Origin of the sequence: Sphingomonas pruni NBRC 15498 (assembly GCF_001598455.1) — a bacterium.
Classification (GTDB): Bacteria; Pseudomonadota; Alphaproteobacteria; order Sphingomonadales; family Sphingomonadaceae; genus Sphingomonas; species Sphingomonas pruni.
In genome coordinates, this window is sequence record NZ_BCYZ01000079.1 from 1 (window position 1) to 18,210 (window position 18,210).

11 protein-coding genes are annotated in these 18,210 nt (G+C 65.7%); 1 reads left to right on the forward strand and 10 read right to left on the reverse strand.

Annotation, left to right across the window (positions count from 1 at the left end; translation table 11 throughout):
- Positions 1-54: 54 nt before the first annotated feature.
- The 6 genes from SPR01S_RS18050 to SPR01S_RS18075 all read right to left on the reverse strand — a co-directional run bounded on the left by SPR01S_RS18050 (position 55) and on the right by SPR01S_RS18075 (position 11,463).
- Positions 55-2,076 carry a glycoside hydrolase family 97 protein gene (locus tag SPR01S_RS18050; protein ID WP_066592098.1) on the reverse strand — a complete coding sequence of 674 codons (2,022 nt, stop codon included), beginning with the start codon at positions 2,074-2,076 and terminating at the stop codon, positions 55-57.
- A 23-nt stretch (positions 2,077-2,099) separates the two neighbouring features.
- Positions 2,100-3,128 (reverse strand): cupin-like domain-containing protein, encoded by a 1,029-nt coding sequence (locus SPR01S_RS18055; protein WP_066592100.1) that lies wholly within the window; start codon positions 3,126-3,128, stop codon positions 2,100-2,102.
- Positions 3,121-4,602: a tryptophan 7-halogenase gene (locus SPR01S_RS18060; protein ID WP_066592101.1), complete on the reverse strand. Its 1,482-nt coding sequence runs from the start codon at positions 4,600-4,602 to the stop codon at positions 3,121-3,123. Before SPR01S_RS18060 ends, SPR01S_RS18055 begins: the two co-directional genes overlap by 8 nt.
- Positions 4,599-6,167 (reverse strand): tryptophan halogenase family protein, encoded by a 1,569-nt coding sequence (locus SPR01S_RS18065; RefSeq protein ID WP_066592104.1) that lies wholly within the window; start codon positions 6,165-6,167, stop codon positions 4,599-4,601. Before SPR01S_RS18065 ends, SPR01S_RS18060 begins: the two co-directional genes overlap by 4 nt.
- Positions 6,168-6,238: 71 nt before the next feature.
- The gene (locus tag SPR01S_RS18070) at positions 6,239-9,655 is read right to left on the reverse strand and encodes a TonB-dependent receptor (protein ID WP_066592106.1); all 3,417 of its coding nucleotides are present in this window, start codon (positions 9,653-9,655) and stop codon (positions 6,239-6,241) included.
- Positions 9,656-9,984: 329 nt separating this feature from the next.
- Positions 9,985-11,463, reverse strand: coding sequence for an MFS transporter (locus SPR01S_RS18075; RefSeq protein ID WP_066592108.1), 1,479 nt, complete (start codon positions 11,461-11,463; stop codon positions 9,985-9,987).
- A gap of 198 nt (positions 11,464-11,661) precedes the next feature.
- Here SPR01S_RS18075 and SPR01S_RS18080 point away from each other — a divergent pair, with 198 nt between their 5' ends.
- Positions 11,662-12,678: a LacI family DNA-binding transcriptional regulator gene (locus tag SPR01S_RS18080; RefSeq protein WP_066592110.1), complete on the forward strand. Its 1,017-nt coding sequence runs from the start codon at positions 11,662-11,664 to the stop codon at positions 12,676-12,678.
- Between the two features lie 38 nt (positions 12,679-12,716).
- Here SPR01S_RS18080 and SPR01S_RS18085 read toward each other — a convergent pair whose 3' ends face one another.
- From SPR01S_RS18085 to SPR01S_RS18100, 4 genes are all read right to left on the reverse strand, one after another.
- Positions 12,717-13,670 (reverse strand): amidohydrolase family protein, encoded by a 954-nt coding sequence (locus SPR01S_RS18085; RefSeq protein ID WP_066592112.1) that lies wholly within the window; start codon positions 13,668-13,670, stop codon positions 12,717-12,719.
- Between the two features lie 324 nt (positions 13,671-13,994).
- Positions 13,995-14,717 carry an acetoacetyl-CoA reductase gene (gene phbB / locus SPR01S_RS18090; protein ID WP_066592121.1) on the reverse strand — a complete coding sequence of 241 codons (723 nt, stop codon included), beginning with the start codon at positions 14,715-14,717 and terminating at the stop codon, positions 13,995-13,997.
- A 50-nt stretch (positions 14,718-14,767) separates the two neighbouring features.
- Complete coding sequence (gene hemH, locus SPR01S_RS18095) at positions 14,768-15,772, reverse strand: ferrochelatase (RefSeq protein WP_066592123.1); 1,005 nt, start codon at positions 15,770-15,772, stop codon at positions 14,768-14,770.
- A gap of 124 nt (positions 15,773-15,896) precedes the next feature.
- The gene (locus tag SPR01S_RS18100) at positions 15,897-18,140 is read right to left on the reverse strand and encodes a xanthine dehydrogenase family protein molybdopterin-binding subunit (RefSeq protein WP_066592125.1); all 2,244 of its coding nucleotides are present in this window, start codon (positions 18,138-18,140) and stop codon (positions 15,897-15,899) included.
- Between the last annotated feature and the right edge of the window lie 70 nt (positions 18,141-18,210).

Sequence of the window (18,210 nt, forward strand, 5' to 3'; positions counted from 1 at the left end):
GGGCCGGTGCCGATACAGCGAAGCTGAAAACGATCCTCGCCGCTCGGGCAACGGCTACTCGATCAAGCGAAATCTAATCGCCATGCCGCCACCCGGCGCGAGGTCGAGCGGCAGTGTGTCCGCCGCCGTCACGATCTTCTTTTCGATCGTGATCGCCAACGGATTGACGCGGTAATCGGCATTGGGCCCGTCGCGATAGATCTGGGCTTCATACCTCTTGCCCGGCGCGAGGAAGGTCAGCGGCTGCTCGAGCGAACGCGCATTCTCGTCGGTGATCGCGCCCAGGAACCAGTCCTGCCCGCCGCGCTGCCGGCGCGCGATGACGACGTAATCGCCGATCTCCGACTGCAAGGTCTCGGACGTCTCCCAATCGGTCGGCACGTCGCGGATGAACTGGAACGCGGCCAGGTTCTTCTCGTAATTTTCGGGCAAGTCGGCGGCCATCTGGATCGGGCTGTACACCACGACATATTCGGCCAATTGCGTCGCAAGCGTCGATTGCACGCGCCGCGTCACGTCGTCCTTGCCGTGCGCGAGGTCGAATATGCCGGGCGTGAAATCCATCGGACCGCCGAGCAGCCGCGTGAACGGCAGGATGGTCATATGTTCGGGCGGATTGGTCGGCACGCCCCAGGCATTATATTCCTGACCGCGCGCCCCTTCGCGGGCGACCATGTTGGGCCAGGTGCGGCGCAGGCCGGTATCCTTGACCGGCTCGTGCGCATCGATCGCGATGCGGTATCTGGCCGCGGTTTCCGCGACGAGCAGATTGTGGCGCACCATGAATTGCCCGGCGAACCACTCCCCCTTGCCATCGCGGTCGAGGATGTCGCCGGCATGGCGGACATAGCCGGTCTTCACGGAATGCACGCCATAGCGCTGGTAGAACTTCATCGCGTCGTCGAGCTGGTTCTCGTAATTGATCACCGCGCCGCCGGTCTCGTTATGCCCGATCAGCTGGACGCCCTTCGACTTGGCGTAAGCGGTGATCGCCGCGATGTCGAAATCGGGATAGGGCTTGGTGAAGCTGAACTTGTCGCCGTTGGTGATCCAGTCGCCGTCCCATCCCTGGTTCCACCCCTCGACCAGCACGCCGCTGAACCCGTATTTGGCGGCGAAATCGATATAACGCTCGACATTGGCGGTGGTGGCGCCGTGCCGCATCCCGCTGCCCCAGGTGGCCTTGTCGAGGTGCATTTCCCACCACACGCCGACATATTTGCCGGGGGTGAACCATTTCTGGATGTCGGGGATCTTGCTCGGTTCGTTGAGGTTGAGCTCGATCCGGCTGTCGGCCAGCGCGCCCGGGGTCTCGCCGATCAGCACCGTCCGCCATGGCGTGGTGAAGGCGCCGGTCTTCTTCGCCAGCGTGCCGTCGGGCCAGGGCATCAGCCAGGCGGTCAGCGTCCCTTCGCCATTCCCCTGCAGGAGCATCGACGGAAAATCGATCATCGCCGCTTCATGAAACGAGAGGTAGAGCCCGTTGGCGCCCTTCATCGTCAGCGGCGTCTCGGCCAGGGTGATGCGGCGCGCGTCGGTCTGGGTGTAGAGATATTCGTCGCGTTCCTGGCCCAGGCCTTGATACCACCACGCCTGGTACGCGCCGAGCGTATGGAACTGGGTCCGCTCGGCGGTGACCGCGACGTCCTGTCCGGCGGGGATGCCGGCATAATCATAGCGGAAGCCGAAGCCGTCATCGAACAGGCGGAAGGTGACGTCGACCGCCTTGTTGAACTGGGTGTCGCCGCTCAGTGTCACCGTCAGCTGGGTGTGATTGTCACGGATCACACGCTCTTCGCCCCAGGGCTGTTCCCAGCTGGTGTTGGAGGCCGCGCGGCGCGGATTGCCGATCGCGGTATAGCGCGCCGCGGGTTCGCCCTTGAACGTCAGGCCGAGTTCGGACGGCGCCAGCACGACCGCGCCCTTGCGGGTGACCTCGTACAGCGCCTGGCCGTTGTCGACCCACACGCAAACCTCGATCACCTTGCCCGGCGATTGCGCGCATTCGCGCGGGGCGGCCGCGGCCGAGGCGGTCCAGCCGAGTGCGGCGATCAGGGCTAGCGAGCGAAGGATCATCGGGTCTTTCCTTGGGGGGAGGGTCAGGAGGATTTGAGGCTGGCGGCGCGAAGCTGCCGGCGCAGCGCCGCGCGGGCGGAAGGGGAGAGGGGGCCGAGCGACCCCTGGAGCAAGGCGGGAATATGCGAGAGGACGTCGCCGCGCTCGGCGAATACGTATGCTGCGACCATCTCGCGCCAATAATCGCGCTCGCCCGGTGGCAGGTCGCGGAACGCGAGCAAGGCGGTCAGGAACGCGTCATTGGGTTCCTCGCTGCCGCCCCACCAGTAATTGACCATCGCATTGTATGGATCGAGCGAGGTGACGTGGTGCCACCAATAGCGCGGCATGAAGAGCGCCTCGCCCGGCTCGAGGAAGGCGACACGCGCCGTGGCGATGGCGTCGGCATAGCGCGGGAAGCGCGCGAGGTCGGGCGCTTCGGGATCGACCAGCGACAGTGTCGGCGGATTGTCGGGCGGGCCGATATAGAGATTGCCGACCTGATCGGGTGGGAACAGCACGAAGCGCCGCCGCCCGGCGATGACGCAGGCAAGGTTGTGGTCGCGATCGTTGTGCGTGCGGGTATGCATCGCGCCGCCCAGCCACAGCCGCGGGCCGATCCCGGGCAGTAGCGGCATCGGGTTGTGCTCTACGAATTCCGGCATCGCCTGGTCGAGCCGCAGCATCTGGATCGCCACGGTCGGCGCGTCGGGCTGGCCGCTCAGGCTCTCGATCCGATCGAGCGTGGCGCCGAGCGGCGCCTGGCGCTTGGTGAAAGTGAATTCGCGCAGATCGGGGCCGTAGGCGAATTGCCCCTTGTGGCGTGCGGGCGCCTCCATGACGGGCACCGGCGCGCCGCGATCGAGGCGGCGGAAATAGGCGTCGAGCGTCGCCGATCCCTGCATGCCGGCGGCGAGCGCGGGCCAGGTGTCGAACAACCGCTGCACGATCACCGGCTCGCCCGCGGCGACGATCGCAGCGAAGTCTTCCGCGCCGGTCACGGTGCGCTTTGCGACGCGCGCCAGGCTGTCGATCGCGGCCGGATCGCGCGCCAGGTGGACGGGCTCAACCATTGGCCGTCCCCAGCGCCTGAGCATGCGTCGGCTGGCGCAGCACGGCGTCCCCGACGAAACCGAGCATGGTGCGGAACTGCGCCTTTACCGTGTCGGGCGATGTCGCGTCGATCCGCGGCGGATAGCTTTCGGGCGTGACACCCAGACCGATCAGCAATGCCCGCCAATTGTCGGTCGGGATGCTGTCGTCCTCCATCGGTGGAACTTCGCCCCGTGCGCGGAAGGTCGCGACGATATGCTCGAGTTCGGGTGGCTGTGGCGCGGCGCGGCCGGTGTCCCAGAACAGCCCGGGATAGGGGGCGAGCGCGTAGAAGGTGGCCTGATAGTCGCGCAGCCGCTCGAACGACGAGCGCATCAGGCGGTTATATTCGTCGCGGCTCGGGGCGACGTCCTGCCCGGTCGGGAAATAGGTCAGCAAGGTGATCAACCCGAGCTGGACGGCGTGGAGGTCGAGATTGTGGACCGGGTCGAGCGCGCAGGCGGCAGAGCCGATCGCGACGCAATTGTGCGCCCAGGCCTGCTCGCGGCGCCCCGGATCGGACGGCCGCAGCACCGCATCGCCGAGCGCCAGCCCGGCCGCAGCACCGAGCCGGGCCAGCGCGTCCTCGGGCTCGGTCAGCGCGCTCGAAAAGGCGTGGATGACATGGGTCGCGGTCTGTGTCGGGTAAAGCGTCGCCCAGCCGGGCTGCCAGGCGCGTAGCTCGGCATAGGTCGGGATCGGCGCGAAGGGTTGCGCGCGTGCCGCGAACACGCGGTCGGCGGGGAAATGCGCGCGCCAGCTTTGCTGTTCAACGCCGAGCGTCTTGCCGATCAACGCGGCGTCGCTGCCGGTCGCGTCGACGAACAAGTCGCCTGGGACGTGCTCGCCATCGGCGACCAATGCGGTGATGTCGCCGCTGTCACCGCGCTCGATCGCGATATGATTGGCGGTGCGCATCGCCACGCCGATCCGCGACGCGACGCTCTTCAGCCCGGCGGCATAAGCGATGGCGGGCAGATGATAGCCGTAATCGGCGCGGCCATAGGCTTCGCTCGCTTCGTCGGGGATCATCACCCGGCCCTGGCGCGCGGCGGCGGCAGTCAGCGAGAATTGTTCGAGCGCGACGTCGAGCCCGAGCGCGCGTGCCTTCGCCCAATAAGGGAAGAAGTCGTTGCCCTCGATCGGCGTGCCATAGGCGCCATAAGCGTTGAGGAAGTGGCCGTGTCCGCCCAGCATGTCGCGGATATTCTGCCCGAGCGAGAAGGCACCGCCGGTCGCGCGGAGCAGTCCGGCCTCGTCGAGCCGCAGACGCGTGTGGAGCGCCTCGATCCCCGGCAGCGTCGCATAGACGTCGCTCACATGGAGCAGACTCGGCAGTTCGATCGCGGTGACCGCGACGCCGGCGGGCTTGAGCGCAGCCTGGAGCACGCTGGCGGCGAGCCACAATGGCGCGTCGCGGCCGAGCAGGACGAGGGTCTGAACGCGCGCGCTCATGCCGCCGGCTCCAGCGCGGGGGCGGGGCAATAGGACCGGATGAAGTCGCCATGCGCGGTCATGTCGGCGGCATTGACCTCGATCCGGTATTTGAGGTCGGCGAGCCTCTCCGCGAGATCGTCGAGCGGGACCGCCTCGACCAGCGGGTTCCACGCGGCGGGTAGCACGCCCTGGCCGAGCAGCACGGCGAGCCAAGAGTCGCGCGAGAAAAGGCCGTAGCGGTAATCGGGCGCGGCCGCCGAGGCGCGGAACAAGGCGATCTTGTGCGCCAGGCTCTCGGGCAGCTCCATGTTGCGGGCATGATCCCATAATGGCTGCCCGTGCCGCCGGTTGGCGGTGTAATGGAGCACCAGGAAATCGCGGGTGCGGTCGTAATGCACCTCGAACAACCGGTTATATTCGGCCGCCAGCCGCGGATCGATTCCGCTGCGCCGTGTCGGCATTAGTCCGATCAGGTCCATCACCGCGGCCTGGATCAGGAAGATCGAGGTGGATTCCAGCGGTTCGAGAAAGCCGCTGGCAAGCCCGACCGCAACGCAATTGCCTGCCCAGGCGGAGACGCGGCGTCCGGCCTGGAAGCGCAATAGCCGAGGCTCGGCGAGCGGCGGCGCGTCGAGCGCGCCCAACAGCACGTCGCGCGCGCGCTCCTCGTCGGTGAAGCGGCTCGAAAAGACATAGCCGTTGCCGGTGCGGTGCTGCAGCCCGATCCGCCACGTCCAGCCCGCTTCCTGCGCGGTCAGCCGGGTGAAGGGGAGCAATGGCTCGGTGCGCATGTTGGGCACGGCGAGCGCGCGGTCGCACGGCAGCCAATGGCTCCAGTCCTGCCAGCCGACCTCCATCGATCCGCCGACCAGCAGCGAGCAGAATCCCGAGCAGTCGATGAACAGGTCGCCGGCGATCTCGCTGCCCGAGGCGAGCGTCAACGATGCGACATGGCCAGTGGCGGCGTCGCGCGCGACGTCGACCACCTTGCCCTCGATGCGCGTGACGCCGAGTGGCATCGCCCAGCGGCGCAGGAATTGCGCATAGAGCGCGGCGTCGAAATGATAGGCGTAGGCGTAAGTCGCGCGGATCGATTTCGGGTCTTCGTTGGGAAATTCGAACGCATTGTTGCGGCACGCGGCGATCGCGAACGAATAATCGTGCAGCTCGGAGGCGCGACCGGCGGCGTAGGCGCGGGCCCAGTGATGCTGGAAATCGACTCCCGCCCAGGGCTCGCCGAACGTGCCGAAGGGGTGGACATAGCGTTCGCCGGGTTGGTCCCAGCCGACGAATTCGATTCCGACTTTGAACGCGGCCTGGGTCTCGCGCATGAACTGCGCCTCGTCGATCCCCAGCGTGTCGTTGAACACCTTGATATGCGGCAGCGTCGCTTCGCCGACCCCGACCGTGCCGATCTCATCCGATTCGATCAGCGTGATCGCATAGTCCCGGGCGGGCAGCAGCCTGACCAGTGCCGACGCCGCCATCCAGCCGGCAGTGCCGCCGCCGACGATGACGACCTTGAACGGATCGGATGTCGACGATTCTGGCTTCAGCGAATCTGGTTCTGGTGCCGGCGCCATGATGCTTTTCCCTCACAAAGATTGGGCGCCGCCGTCCCTGGGAGGGTGGCGGCGGCGCCCAGTGGAGGAAATCAGAACTTGAACCGGCCGCCAACCGAGAAGCGGCGGTCGACCACGCCCCAATTGGCATCCATGAACACCGGCTTGGCGCCCGGCGTCGCCTTGGAGTCGCCGAACACCTGCTGCTGATAGACGGTGCGCGTATTGAGCAGGTTCGAGCCTTCCACCAGGAACTCGAAATTCTTGACCACCGAGACACGGAGCGACCCATCGAGGAACCCGGCGGCCTTCTGGAACACCGGCAGGCCGACGCAGCAGTCGAGATTGTTGGTCAGGAAGCGCGATCGCCAATTGTACGCGACGCGGAGCGCGACCGGGCCCTTTTCGTACAGGCCGACCAGGTTGAACGAATGTTTCGAGATGCCCGCCAACATGTGCGAGTCGATCACCGCCCCGCGCCCGCCGCTGACGTCGAGCCCCGCGCCCTGGCCGCCGGTACCACCGGCGTCGAGCGCGCCGACCGCGATCAGGTTCGAATTGCTGATCCCCGATTGTTCGACGAAGGTGTAATTGGCCTGGATACCGAGACCCGAGAGCAGTCCCGGCAGGAAGTCGAAGAAGGTCTGGTAACCGACCTCGAACCCCTTGAGCTCGCCACCGTCCTTCTGGTTGCGCGGACCGCGCAGCAACACCGTCTGGGTCGAGCCGTTGTTGGTGAAGGGCCGCTCGAACTGACCGTAGGAGATCGCGTTGTGCAGCTTCTTGTAGAACAGATCGACCGTGAACAAGGACGATTTGCCCATATAGCGTTCGAACGTGAGGTCGAACTGGTCGGCGGTCATCGGCCGCAACCCGGCATAGCCCGATTCCGCGTTGAACACGAAATTATAGCCGGTGACGTTGGCCGCGGTGTGCGCCGCGGTCGGTGAGTTGTAGACGATATAGGGCGAGTCCGGGCCGGTGTTGATGATCGGCGAATTGATCGACACGAAGTTGCGCAACAGGCCGAAATCGGGCCGTGACAGGCCGCGTGAATAGCCGAAGCGGATGTACGACTTGGAGTCGAGCCCGAAGCGGATGTTGAAGCTCGGCAGCACGTTCGTATACGAAGCCTTGAGCGTATTGGGCGAGCCACCGCCGCTGGCGAAGGCCTCGATTGCGGGCGTGAGGTAGCACCGAGGCTGCACGATCGCATCGCCCGACAGGCCCGCGTTGCAAGCGGGCAGCAAGTTGAGCACGGTGTTGGCCGGATACGCGACCGCGCCGTCGCTGGTCACTTCGGTGCGGATCACGCGGACGCCGACATTGCCCTGGATGCGCACGCCGCCGCCGAAGATCGGCTGGTCGCCGCCGAAATTGAGCATGGCGTAGGCGGCCTTGGTCCGTTCGGACGTCCTGGTCACTTCCGACGGGGTGAAGCAATTGTCGACCGTCGCCTCAGGCCGGTCGCAGATCGCGGTATAGCCCGGCGCGATCGGCGAATTGGTGTTGGCCCCGCTCAACGACTGGAGCAGCTTGGGAAAGTCCTGCAGCGTGTCGCGGTTCAGATAGACCAGCGGTCCGTTGTTATAGGCGGTGCCGTTGTAGAAATCGCTGCCCAGGCTGGTCGATTCCCAGATCCCGGCGCCATAGCCCTTGAAGTTCGAATTGCACGCCGCCGTCGGGTTGGGCGTGGTGTTGTCGGCGTTGAACCCCGCGCCGTTGCAATTCCAGCTCGCCGCGATCGGGGTCCAGTTGAAGGTCGAGTAGCGGACCGTCTGGTTGCGATCGGCATAGCGCACGCCGACCTTGAGCGAGTCGAGCCAGCCGCCCTTGTCGAAATCGTATTGCAGGTCGCCCTTGAACGCCCATTCGTCGGCGTCATTGTCCTCGACATGGCCCTGGATGAACGGGATCCAGTAATTGTGCGGATTGGCCAGACCGCCGGTCGCGTAATTGACGTTGGAGCCCGGCAGCAGCTTGATCTCCGGCGCGTTGCCGTCGGTCAGGCTGTACTGATAATTGGCCATCGATCCGACCGCGACCAGGATGTCGTTGTTGTTGGTCGAGGCAGTGATGCGCTGACCATCGAGCGTCAGCTTCAGATTGTCGGTGATCTTCCAGTCGATATTGGCCGAGAAGTCGCGCGTCCCCTCGCTATGGTCGAAGTTGCGCGCTTCGTTCTGGAAATAGAGGCCGTCGCGCAGCGTGGTGCAGTGACCAGTGCCGCAATTGTTGACGAATGGCATGCCGGGGACCGCGGATCCGGTGTTGATCGCGTCCTGATCGTTGCCGCTCCAGCTTCCCGCCCAGCTGCCATGGCCCTGCGTCAGCACGCCCGATTGCAACATGCCGTTCGATCCGAACACCAGCGCACCGGCGCCGTCGGCCGCGCCGAGAATGGTCGAACTGCGCGGGTTGAACGCCGGCGTGCCATAGGCATTGCCGTCTAGGATCGCGTGCGAGGCGCGTTCGAGCCAGGCGTTGTGATATTTCGAATCGGTGTATTGGACGGTCAGCAGGAAGCGTTCGGACTTGTCCTGGAACTGGCCGGCGAGCGCGATGCCGCGGCGCGTGCGGTCGTAATCGACCTGCGAGTAACGGATGCCGTCGGGCGCATAGGCCCAGCCGGTGCCGCCGAACGGGTTGGCGGTACAGCCGATCGTGCCGTCCGAACCAATATTGGCGGTGCCGTCGGGCTTGAGCGCGCCCGCCGAGCAATAGGTGTCGATCTTGTCGAAGATCACGCTTTCGGTCCGCGTGATGACATGGCTGCGCGCGAAGTCGGCGAGAAAGCCGAACTTGCCGATATTGGTGTCGAATGTGTCGCTGATCAGCGCCGAGAATTCGCCGGTCCACTTCTTCGACCGGTCGCCGTAATCGGCCTTTGCGTTGCCGGTGACGACCAGCCCGTTCTGGTCGAACGGCAGGCGGGTGCGGAGGTCGACGGTGCCGGCGATGCCGCCCTCGATCATGTCCGCGGTCAAATTCTTGTAGACGTCGACGCGCGACATCAGTTCGGGCGAGATGTCGTTGAAGTTGAGCCCGCGCGCGGCGTCGGCGGAGAAGCTGTCGCGGCCGTTGAACTCGGTGCGCACCTGGGTCAGGCCGCGGACCAGCACGCCGGCGGCTTCGCCGGAGGGATGAGTCGAATCGTCGGTCGACTGCAGTCGCGACACGGTGATGCCGGGAACGCGCGACAAGGCGCCGGACACCGACGTGTCGGGAAAAGCACCGATATCGGTCGCGCTGATCGAATCGACGATCGTGGCGGCGTTGCGCTTGGTCTCAGCGGCATCGCCGAGCGCGCGGCGCACGCCGACGATCAGAATGTCGTTGTCATCGGAAGCCTGGGCGCCGCTATCCGTTTGCGGCGTCGCGGCGGGGCTGGTGGCGGCCTCCGGCGCGGTCTGCGCTTGTGCGCCGGTCGCGGCGAAGATCGCCAGCGTCATCAGCGAGGCGCCGCTCCACAGAAGCCCATGGCTGCGGTTCGAACCCAGTTGTTTCATCGATCACTCCCCTAATGCCCGCCCCTCATGCGGGGGCTTGTCCCGTTGCTCGCGTGCCGAAGCTGCATGCCCGCCACGCGGCGCGAATCACCCTGTTCGGAATCGTTGCGGCGCGTCGCTGCGTGCCATGGCCTCTTCATCCCCTCCTGCGGCGCTCGCTTTTGCGATGCGCGCGACTTCATCGCCTGCAATCTTGTGCAACGATTTGCGCTTTGTTGCGTAAATTTCCGTAGCGCGCAAGCCCTGTTTTGCAGGACTTCACACTACGATTTCTCAAACCAGCCCGAATGCCGCACCGATTCAACAATGCAACATTTGCATAGCTGCGCTCAGGCGTCGGGGATAGTCATCGCGGTAAGGGCGGCGGCGCCCATGGCCGCCGCCGCCAGCCCCAGCGCCAGGATTGCCTGATTACCCAGCCAGTGGTGGACGATCGCGCCAAACACGGTAGCGGCGACCAATTGGGGCAGCACCAGGAACATGTTGTGAATGCCCATATAGACGCCCATCTTGCGCGGCGGCACCGCGCTGGCGAGCATCGCATAAGGGAGCGACAGGATCGCAGCCCAGGCACAGCCAATGCCGATCGTCGGCAGCCACAACCAATAAGGATCATCGACCAGCATGAATCCGGCCAAGCCCAGCGCGCCGAGCGCCAGGCTGAGCGCATAGATGGTGCGCCGTCCGATCCGTTCGGCGAGCCAGGGCAATGCCAGCGCGGCGATTGCGGCCACGCCGTTATAGCCGGCGAACAACACGCCAACCCAATCGGCACCCGCATTGTACGCGGCCGAACTGGCGTCGGCGGTATGATAATGATGTTCGGCGACGGCAGGGACGGTGTAGATCCACATCGCGAACAAAGCGGTCCAGGTGAAGAACTGGACCACCGCGAGGTGCCGCAACAGGCGCGGCATATGCAATATGTCCTCGACGATCTCGAACACGCCGAGCGAATGCCGCCCGCCGCGCCGCATCGCCACCGCTGCGAGCTGAGCGAGGCCGAAGACGAAGGCGATCGTCGCCAGGACGTAAATCTCGCGCTCGAGCTGCTCGGCGAACGCAAAGCCGGCGATCGCGCCGCCCCCCAGCATCCATAATAGCCCGCTACGCGTGAGCGTCGCTGCTCCCGTCGTGCTCGGCACCATATGGTCGATCAGGTCCGGCGCGTCGGCGGCGAGGCTCTCAGGCGGACGTTCGCTGGTGGTGAACACCGTCCAGGCGACAGCGGCAAGCAGCCCGGCCGCGCCGATATAGAATGTGAGCCGCACGGAGGGCGGCAACAGGCCGGGAGGCGCGGTCGCGGCGACACCGAACCAATGCGTCAGGATCCAGGGTAGTGCCGAGGCGAAGACCGCGCCCGAGCCGATGAAAAAGACCTGCACCGCAAAACCCTCGGTGCGCTGGTCCTCGGGCAAGGCGTCGGCGACCAGCGCGCGGAATGGCTCGGCGGCAATGTTGATCGAGGCGGTGAGCAGCCACAATGCCAGGCTGGCGGTCCAGATGCTGGCGGCATTCGGCATCGCGACCAGCGCGATCGCGGTCAGGATCGACCCGGCCAGCAGGAACGGGCGCCGCCGCCCAAGCGGCCCCCATGTGCGGTCGCTCCAATGGCCGATCAGCGGCTGGACCAGCAGTCCCGTGATCGGCGCGGCGATCCACAGGATCGGCAATTGGTCGAGCTCGGCGCCCAATGTCTGGAAGATGCGGCTGGTACTGCCGTTTTGCAGCCCCCAGACGATCTGCACGCCGAACAGGCCGCAGCACATATTCCAGATCTGGCCGATCGTCAGGCGCGGCCGCCGCATCGGCGCCGGTGCTGAAATGCTCGCATCCCCCTCGCTCGCTTGCAAAACCTGCCCTTCGCTCCTTAAGTCGGCGCCGGTTAAAGCATCGCGCGGAAAAGTGGGCACCGGTTTTCCGCACCAAGCGATGCGATAACAAATAATGCGAGTGGTGGGCGTGATCGGAAATCACGCGCGCCGCTTTTAGTCAGCTTGGGCATAATGGGCACCAACAGCAACAACAATACTACGCTGCAGGACCTCGCCAAGCTGGCGGGCGTCTCAGTATCGACGGTGTCGCGCGCGCTCAACGACGAGCCGGTAATCAGTGCCAAGACCAAGCAGCGCATCTGGGCATTGGCGCGCGAGCATGACTATCCGTTCCGCCATTACATGCCCGCCGCACCGATCGGTGCCGAGGGTTCGATCGCGATCGTCACCCCGCACATGCGTGGTCGGCCGGTACCGCTGACTCACCCGTTCTTCCTCGAGCTGATCGCGCAGATCGGCGAGGCGGCGCGTGCGCGGTCGTGCGATTTCATCGTCAGCCACACCTCGCCGGAAAATTACGAAGATCTGGTCCATGCCGTCACCACCAGCCGCGCGAGTGGGGTCATCTTCCTGGGCCAGGGCGCACTGCACGAACAGCTCAATCAGCTCGCGACCTCGACCAACGGACATTTCGTGGTCTGGGGCGCGCATATGGCCGGCCAGAAATATTGCTCGGTCGGTTCGGACAATGTGCTCGGCGGGCGGCGCGCGACTCTGCATCTCGCTCGGATGGGCCGGCGCAACATCCTGTTCCTCGGCGGCAGCGACCCCGAGGCGTTGCAGCGCCGCCGTGGCTATCTCGAAGGCGTCAAGGAAAGCGGTCTCGAGGCCGATCCCAGTCTGGTTGTCGCGGTCGAATTCGAGCTCGAAGCGGCCGAGGCCGCGGTGGCGCGACTGCTCCATCGCGGCGTGGTGTTCGACGGCATCGTCGCCTCCAGCGACCTCATCGCCCTGGGCGCGATCCGCGCGATCAAGCGCGCCGGTCTCGACGTCCCCGGCGACGTATCGGTGGTCGGCTATGACGACATGCTGTTGAGCCGGCTGAGCACGCCGACGCTAAGCACGATCCGCCAGGACACCGCCGAAGCGGGACGCTTGCTGGTGTCGCGCGTACTCGATTTCTCGCCCGATCATTTGCCGGTGCACTTGCCGACCGATCTGATCGTACGAGAATCCTGTGGCGGTTGATCAGGTAGTCCGGCCGCGGCGACGCGAACTCCCAGCCGTCACGCGCCCAGCTTATAAAAGGCGGCCGCATTATTGTAGAAGATGTCGCGCTTCTGCTCCTCGGTCAGGAAAGTCGCGGCCTCGACATGCTCGACCGCCAGCCCGATCCCGTCGGGCCAGTACATATGGTCGGATCCGAACATCACCCTTTTGCCGAAGCCCGCATCGACCAGCCGGCGCAGATAATCGTGAAAGGCCGGTCGCGGCAGCAGCCACGACAGCGCACCGGTATCGATGTTGACGTTGTCGTAGAGCATCATCATCGCCTCGGCCTCTTCGATATATGGCCAGCCGCTGTGCATCAGGTTGACGCGCAGTTTCGGGTGCTTGTTGAGCGCCCCTTCCACTGTTTCCGGATGGCCGAACGCCGCTCGCGCCGACCGACAGCACGGATCGAACGTGGTGCCTGCGGGCATCGTGCCGAGATGGATCGCCACGGGCACGTCGAATTCCTCGGCCAGCGCCAAATAAGGATCGTATTTGGGATCGCTGATCGACAGACCGGCATATTGCGCGGTGACCTCGCCCAATACCTTCAGCTTGCCCGAGGCGAAGGCGCTGCGCAGCGTATCGAGCGGCGGCAGGGGCGTGTCCTCCGAACCGCGGATGCCGGCGCCGGCGACGATGCGGGCGGGATCGCGATCATGCCAGTCATAGGCCGCCTGCAAGCGGTCACCATCGCCACCGCTGACCACGCCTTTGACGATATTGTACTTGCGCATTTGTTCGAGGCAGGCGGTGAGATGGTCCGCGCCGGTGACGATCGAGCTCTTCACGCCGGTGATCGGATTAACGATCGGAACGGGCAGCTTCATCGTTGCCGGATAAGCGTGCATGTGGACGTCGATGATCGGCTTGCGAACGGCCTCGGCAGCGGGCAGGACTCCCGGCATCGCGAGCGCTGCTACCGTGCCTCCGCCATATTTCAGGAAGTCCCTGCGCGCGATCTGCATATCGTCACTCCGATTTGAACCGCGCTTTCGCGCCGTCGGGATCGATTACCAAGCGCGCCGCCGCCGCGACATGACCTCGCAGGTCATGCCTCGAGACAATGCGTTGGCCCGGTCAATGCGGGTGTGCCGATCGTTCCGAATCGGTTGAGCAGCCTGCATCCTCGACGCAACGGCGGCGGTCATCTTAGGTAAAACTCCCGTCCGACGCCGGCGGCAAAGCCGCCGGCGTCGGACGGGTTCGGCTTCGCCGACCCGCCGGCCGTGCCGGGCGCTCGCCCCGCTGGCGCTACCGGCGCGGAAGCGTGACTTCCGCGCCTGCGCCCGTCAGTACATATGCTGCCCGCCGTTGATCGACAGCGTCGAGCCGGTCACGAACCCGCCATCCTCCGAGCACAGGAACGCCACGCCGCGCGCGATCTCCTGCGCCTGGCCCAGGCGGCCGACCGGGATCTTCGCCACGATCTTTTCGAGCACGTCGGCCGGCACCGCCGCCACCATGTCGGTGTCGATATAGCCCGGCGCGATGGCGTTGACCGTGACGCCGGCCCGCGCGCCTTCCTGCGCCAGCGCCTTGGTGAAGCCGTGGATGCCTGATTTCGCCGCGGCATAATTGACCTGGCCATATTGCCCGGCCTGGCCGTTGATAGAGCCGATATTGACGATCCGCCCCCATTTGCGCTCGCGCATACCCGGGAAGGTCGCCTTGGCCATGTTGAAACAGCCGCCGAGATTGGTGTCCATGACCTCTTTCCACATCTGGTAGGTCATCTTGAGGATCGTGCCGTCGCGGGTGATGCCGGCATTGTTGACGACGACGTCGACCGGGCCGAGCTGTTCCTCGACCTGCTTCACCCCGTCCTGGCAGGCATCGTAATCGGCAACGTCCCATTTGTACGCGCTGATCCCGGTGCGGTCGGAGAATTCGCGGGCGCGCTCGTCATTGCCGGCATAGTTCGCCGCGACGGTCATGCCCATGTCCTTAAGCGCCAGGCTGATCGCCTCGCCGATCCCCCGGGTTCCGCCGGTTACGATCGCTACGCGTGCCATTGGTTTCTCTCCTATTGGCCCTGATTCGGGCAGTGTCGTCATGGTCGAGGCTATTGAGCGTCGATCCAACCGGCAAGTTCCCGCGACAAGATGTCGCGGAGCATACGTATGCCGATCTCGCTATCATTGAGACATGGCAAATAGGCGAATTGCGCGCCGCCCGCGGCGAGAAAACTTTCGCGCCCGCGAATCGCGAGTTCCTCCAGCGTCTCCAGGCAATCGGCCGAGAATCCAGGTGCGACGATCGCAACGCGCTTCGTTCCCTGACCCGGCAAGGCGGCCAGTGTCGTATCGGTCGCCGGCTCGAGCCATTTGGCACGGCCGAAGCGCGACTGAAAGGTGACGATCAACTCCCTTCCCAGGGCCTCGCCCAGCAGGCGTGCGGTCTTCTGGCAATGGCAATGATAGGGATCGCCAAGCTCGAGCGTGCGCGCCGGCATGCCGTGGAAACTGGCGATCACGGCCTCGGGCTCGAAATCGAGCGTCGCGAGCGAGGCGCGAACGGATTGCGCCAGCGCGTCAATATAGGCGGGGTCGTCGTGATACGGCGGCAAGGTGCGGATGGCCGGTTGCCAGCGCATTGCGGCCAGTGCCTCGAACGCCTTGTCGTTGGCGGTCGCGGTCGTGGCGGCGCAATATTGCGGGTAAAGCGGTGCGATCAGGAGGCGCTCGCATCCCGCCGCCTTCATCGCCACCAACTGGTCGCCGATCGCCGGGGCCCCATAGCGCATCGCCCAATCGACGGTGACGCCCGGCCACGCATCCTTCAGCGCTTCGGCCTGCGCGCGGGTGACGGCGGCAAGCGGCGATCCCGCGTCGGTCCAGACCTGGCTATAGGCATGCGCCGACTTCTTCGGACGGGTGTTGAGGATGATGCCGCGCAGGATCGGCTGCCAGGCAAGCGGGGGTAGTTCCACCACGCGGCGATCGGACAGGAATTCGGCGAGGTAGCGCTTCACCGCTTTCGGGCTGGCCTCTTCGGGCGTGCCGAGATTGACCAGCAGCAGGCCGACGCGCGGCGCCGGGATAGGCGGATGATCGGGCGGTCGCGTCACGCCAAGCCCTCCCCGTCATGCCGGGCTTGTCCCGGCATCCAACGCGCGACGACGGTTGAATTCCGTTGTGGAGGATTGGACCCCGGAACCAATCCGGGGTGACGCACGAAGTTAGTGGCAGACGTCATGCTTCTCCAACTTTCAACGGCAGACTGCGAATTCGGAACCCCGTCGCCGATTGCAATGCGTTGGCGATCGCCGGCGCGACCGGGGGCACCGCGATCTCCGATACGCCGCCGGGATCGGCTTCGCTGGCGATCAACTCGACCGTGATGTCGGGCATGTCTGCGAGCACCGGCAGATCGAGATCGCCGAACCCCCGCACCTTTGCGAGACCGTCCTTGAAACTGGTCGACGCGCCGAGCGCCTGGGCGATGCCGAACACCAGCCCGCCCTCGACATTCTGACGGACGATGTCCGGATTGATCTGCCGCCCGCAATCGATCGCGGCAACGATCCGGTCGATCCCGATCGACTGATTCTCCTCGATATGCGCTTCGGCGAACACCGCGATATGGCTGCCGCGAAAGCTGTGACAGGCGATCCCCTGCCCGCTCCCCGCCACGCCGCCTTCCCAACCGCCGAGCGCCGCCACCGTCGTCAGGCAGCGCGCCAGCCGCGCGTTGCCGCCCAGCATCGCGACACGGAACGACAGCGGCTCGGTATTGGCGGCGTGCGCCAGTTCATCGATGAAACATTCGGTGAAGAAGCAGGTGTAGCTATGCGCGCCCGATCGCCAATAGCCGGTTGGGATACCGACATCCGCGGGATGATGATCGAGCGCCCAATTGGGGATCTGATAGAATGGCGCGCCGCCGGCCACGGCATAGGCGTCGCCATTGGCGGGCAGCGCCAGTGCGGCCTGTGCCGCCTTGTCGCTAGCCAGCAAGCGCGCCGCGAGTTCGTGCCCGGTCGACGGCGCCGCGATCTTGGCCAGCAGCCCGACCAGTCGTCCGTTCTGATCGACGCGGCCAGTCATCCGCGCCGCGGCCGGCGCGCGGAAGCGGTCGTGGACGCAGTCCTCCGCTCGTGACCAGGTCAATTGCACCGGTCGATCCACTGCGCGCGCGATCGCCGCCGCCTGAACGCCGGCGTCCGATTCGAGTCCGATCCCGAACCCGCCGCCGATCGGCATGGGATGGACGATCACCGCATCCTCCCCGACACCCATCGCCGCCGCGACCGACGAGCGCGCGAGCCCCGGAGCGAGCGTCGGCATCCACAATTCGACCACCCCATCGCTCCAGGCGGCGGTCGCCGTGCGCGGTTCGATCGCGGCATGAAGCGCGGGTGCCGCGCGATATTCCGCGCTCACCACCTGCACGCCGCGAAAGGCGGCACCGACATCGCCGGCGGCACCGATCCGAACGCCGTCGCCGTTCAATGCCGTGTCGAGCGCGCTGCGGATCGAATAATCGCTCGCTCCGCCGACCGGCGCCGCAAAGCGCGGGGCGAGCGCACCGAGCGCCCGGTTGGCGGCCCACCAATTGTCGGCGACGGCCGCGACCCAATGATCGCCCTCGACCACTTTCAGTGCGCCGTGGATGCGGTCCGCCGCTGCCTTGTCGGCGCTGACCAGCCGGCTGTCGGGAGTGGGGCCCTGGCGGATCGCCGCGAACACCATGCCGGGCAAACGCATGTCGGCGGCGAAATTGACCGAGCCGTCGATCTTGGCCGGGCTGTCGAGCCGTTGCAGCGATTGGCCCGACAGGCGTCCGTTTTCGCCCGCGCGTAACGGCAGCGGGTCGGGCAGACTGCCGCCCACTGCCTCGGCGGCCAGCTCGCCGAAGCGCAATTTGTCCTTGTCGTGGACGACGAAGCCTTGCGCGGTGCCGGTCGCCTGCCAATCGGTATTCCACCGTTTCGCCGCAGCCTTCTGCAGCAGCACCCGCGCCGCCGCGCCCGCGTCGCGCAGATCGCTTTCGAACTGGCGCACCGATGTCGATCCGGCGGTCAGCATCAGCGCCGATCGCGTGATATGACCCTCGCGTATATTCTGCGGCAGGCGGTCGAACACGCCTTCGAACAGCTCCGACGCCGCCAGCGGATTGGCGTAGAGCGGGTTGAGCGGCGCCGGCTCGACCGCGACGGTGCGCCAGTCGGCGCCCAGTTCGTCGGCGACGATCTGCGGCAAGGTAGTCCAGCTTCCCTGTCCGTGCTCGGCCTGCGGCACCGCGACAGTGACATGCCCGTCCTCGCCGATCTTCAACCAGGCGTTGAAGATGTGCTCGCCCTTCGCGGCCGTCAGGTTCGGCCCATAACGCCGCGGCCAGACCGCCCAGGCAACGACCAGCCCGACCCCCACGCCGCCGCCGATCAGCAGTTGGCGACGCGTCAGGTGGGATTTGGTCGGGGTTTCATCGGGCATCAAAAAGCGGCCTAGCAAATCCTCCCCGGCACGGGGAGGGGGACCATTCGCGCAGCGAATGGTGGAGGGG

What these genes read in the sequence shown, in the direction of transcription:
- SPR01S_RS18070 (WP_066592106.1), bottom strand. Translation starts at nt 9,655, where the DNA reads ATGAAACAACTGGGTTCGAACCGCAGCCATGGGCTTCTGTGGAGCGGC.
- SPR01S_RS18060 (WP_066592101.1), bottom strand. Translation starts at nt 4,602, where the DNA reads ATGAGCGCGCGCGTTCAGACCCTCGTCCTGCTCGGCCGCGACGCGCCA.
- SPR01S_RS18080 (WP_066592110.1), top strand. Translation starts at nt 11,662, where the DNA reads ATGGGCACCAACAGCAACAACAATACTACGCTGCAGGACCTCGCCAAG.
- SPR01S_RS18050 (WP_066592098.1), bottom strand. Translation starts at nt 2,076, where the DNA reads ATGATCCTTCGCTCGCTAGCCCTGATCGCCGCACTCGGCTGGACCGCC.
- SPR01S_RS18085 (WP_066592112.1), bottom strand. Translation starts at nt 13,670, where the DNA reads ATGCAGATCGCGCGCAGGGACTTCCTGAAATATGGCGGAGGCACGGTA.
- SPR01S_RS18055 (WP_066592100.1), bottom strand. Translation starts at nt 3,128, where the DNA reads ATGGTTGAGCCCGTCCACCTGGCGCGCGATCCGGCCGCGATCGACAGC.
- SPR01S_RS18065 (WP_066592104.1), bottom strand. Translation starts at nt 6,167, where the DNA reads ATGGCGCCGGCACCAGAACCAGATTCGCTGAAGCCAGAATCGTCGACA.
- phbB (WP_066592121.1), bottom strand. Translation starts at nt 14,717, where the DNA reads ATGGCACGCGTAGCGATCGTAACCGGCGGAACCCGGGGGATCGGCGAG.
- SPR01S_RS18100 (WP_066592125.1), bottom strand. Translation starts at nt 18,140, where the DNA reads ATGCCCGATGAAACCCCGACCAAATCCCACCTGACGCGTCGCCAACTG.
- SPR01S_RS18075 (WP_066592108.1), bottom strand. Translation starts at nt 11,463, where the DNA reads ATGCGGCGGCCGCGCCTGACGATCGGCCAGATCTGGAATATGTGCTGC.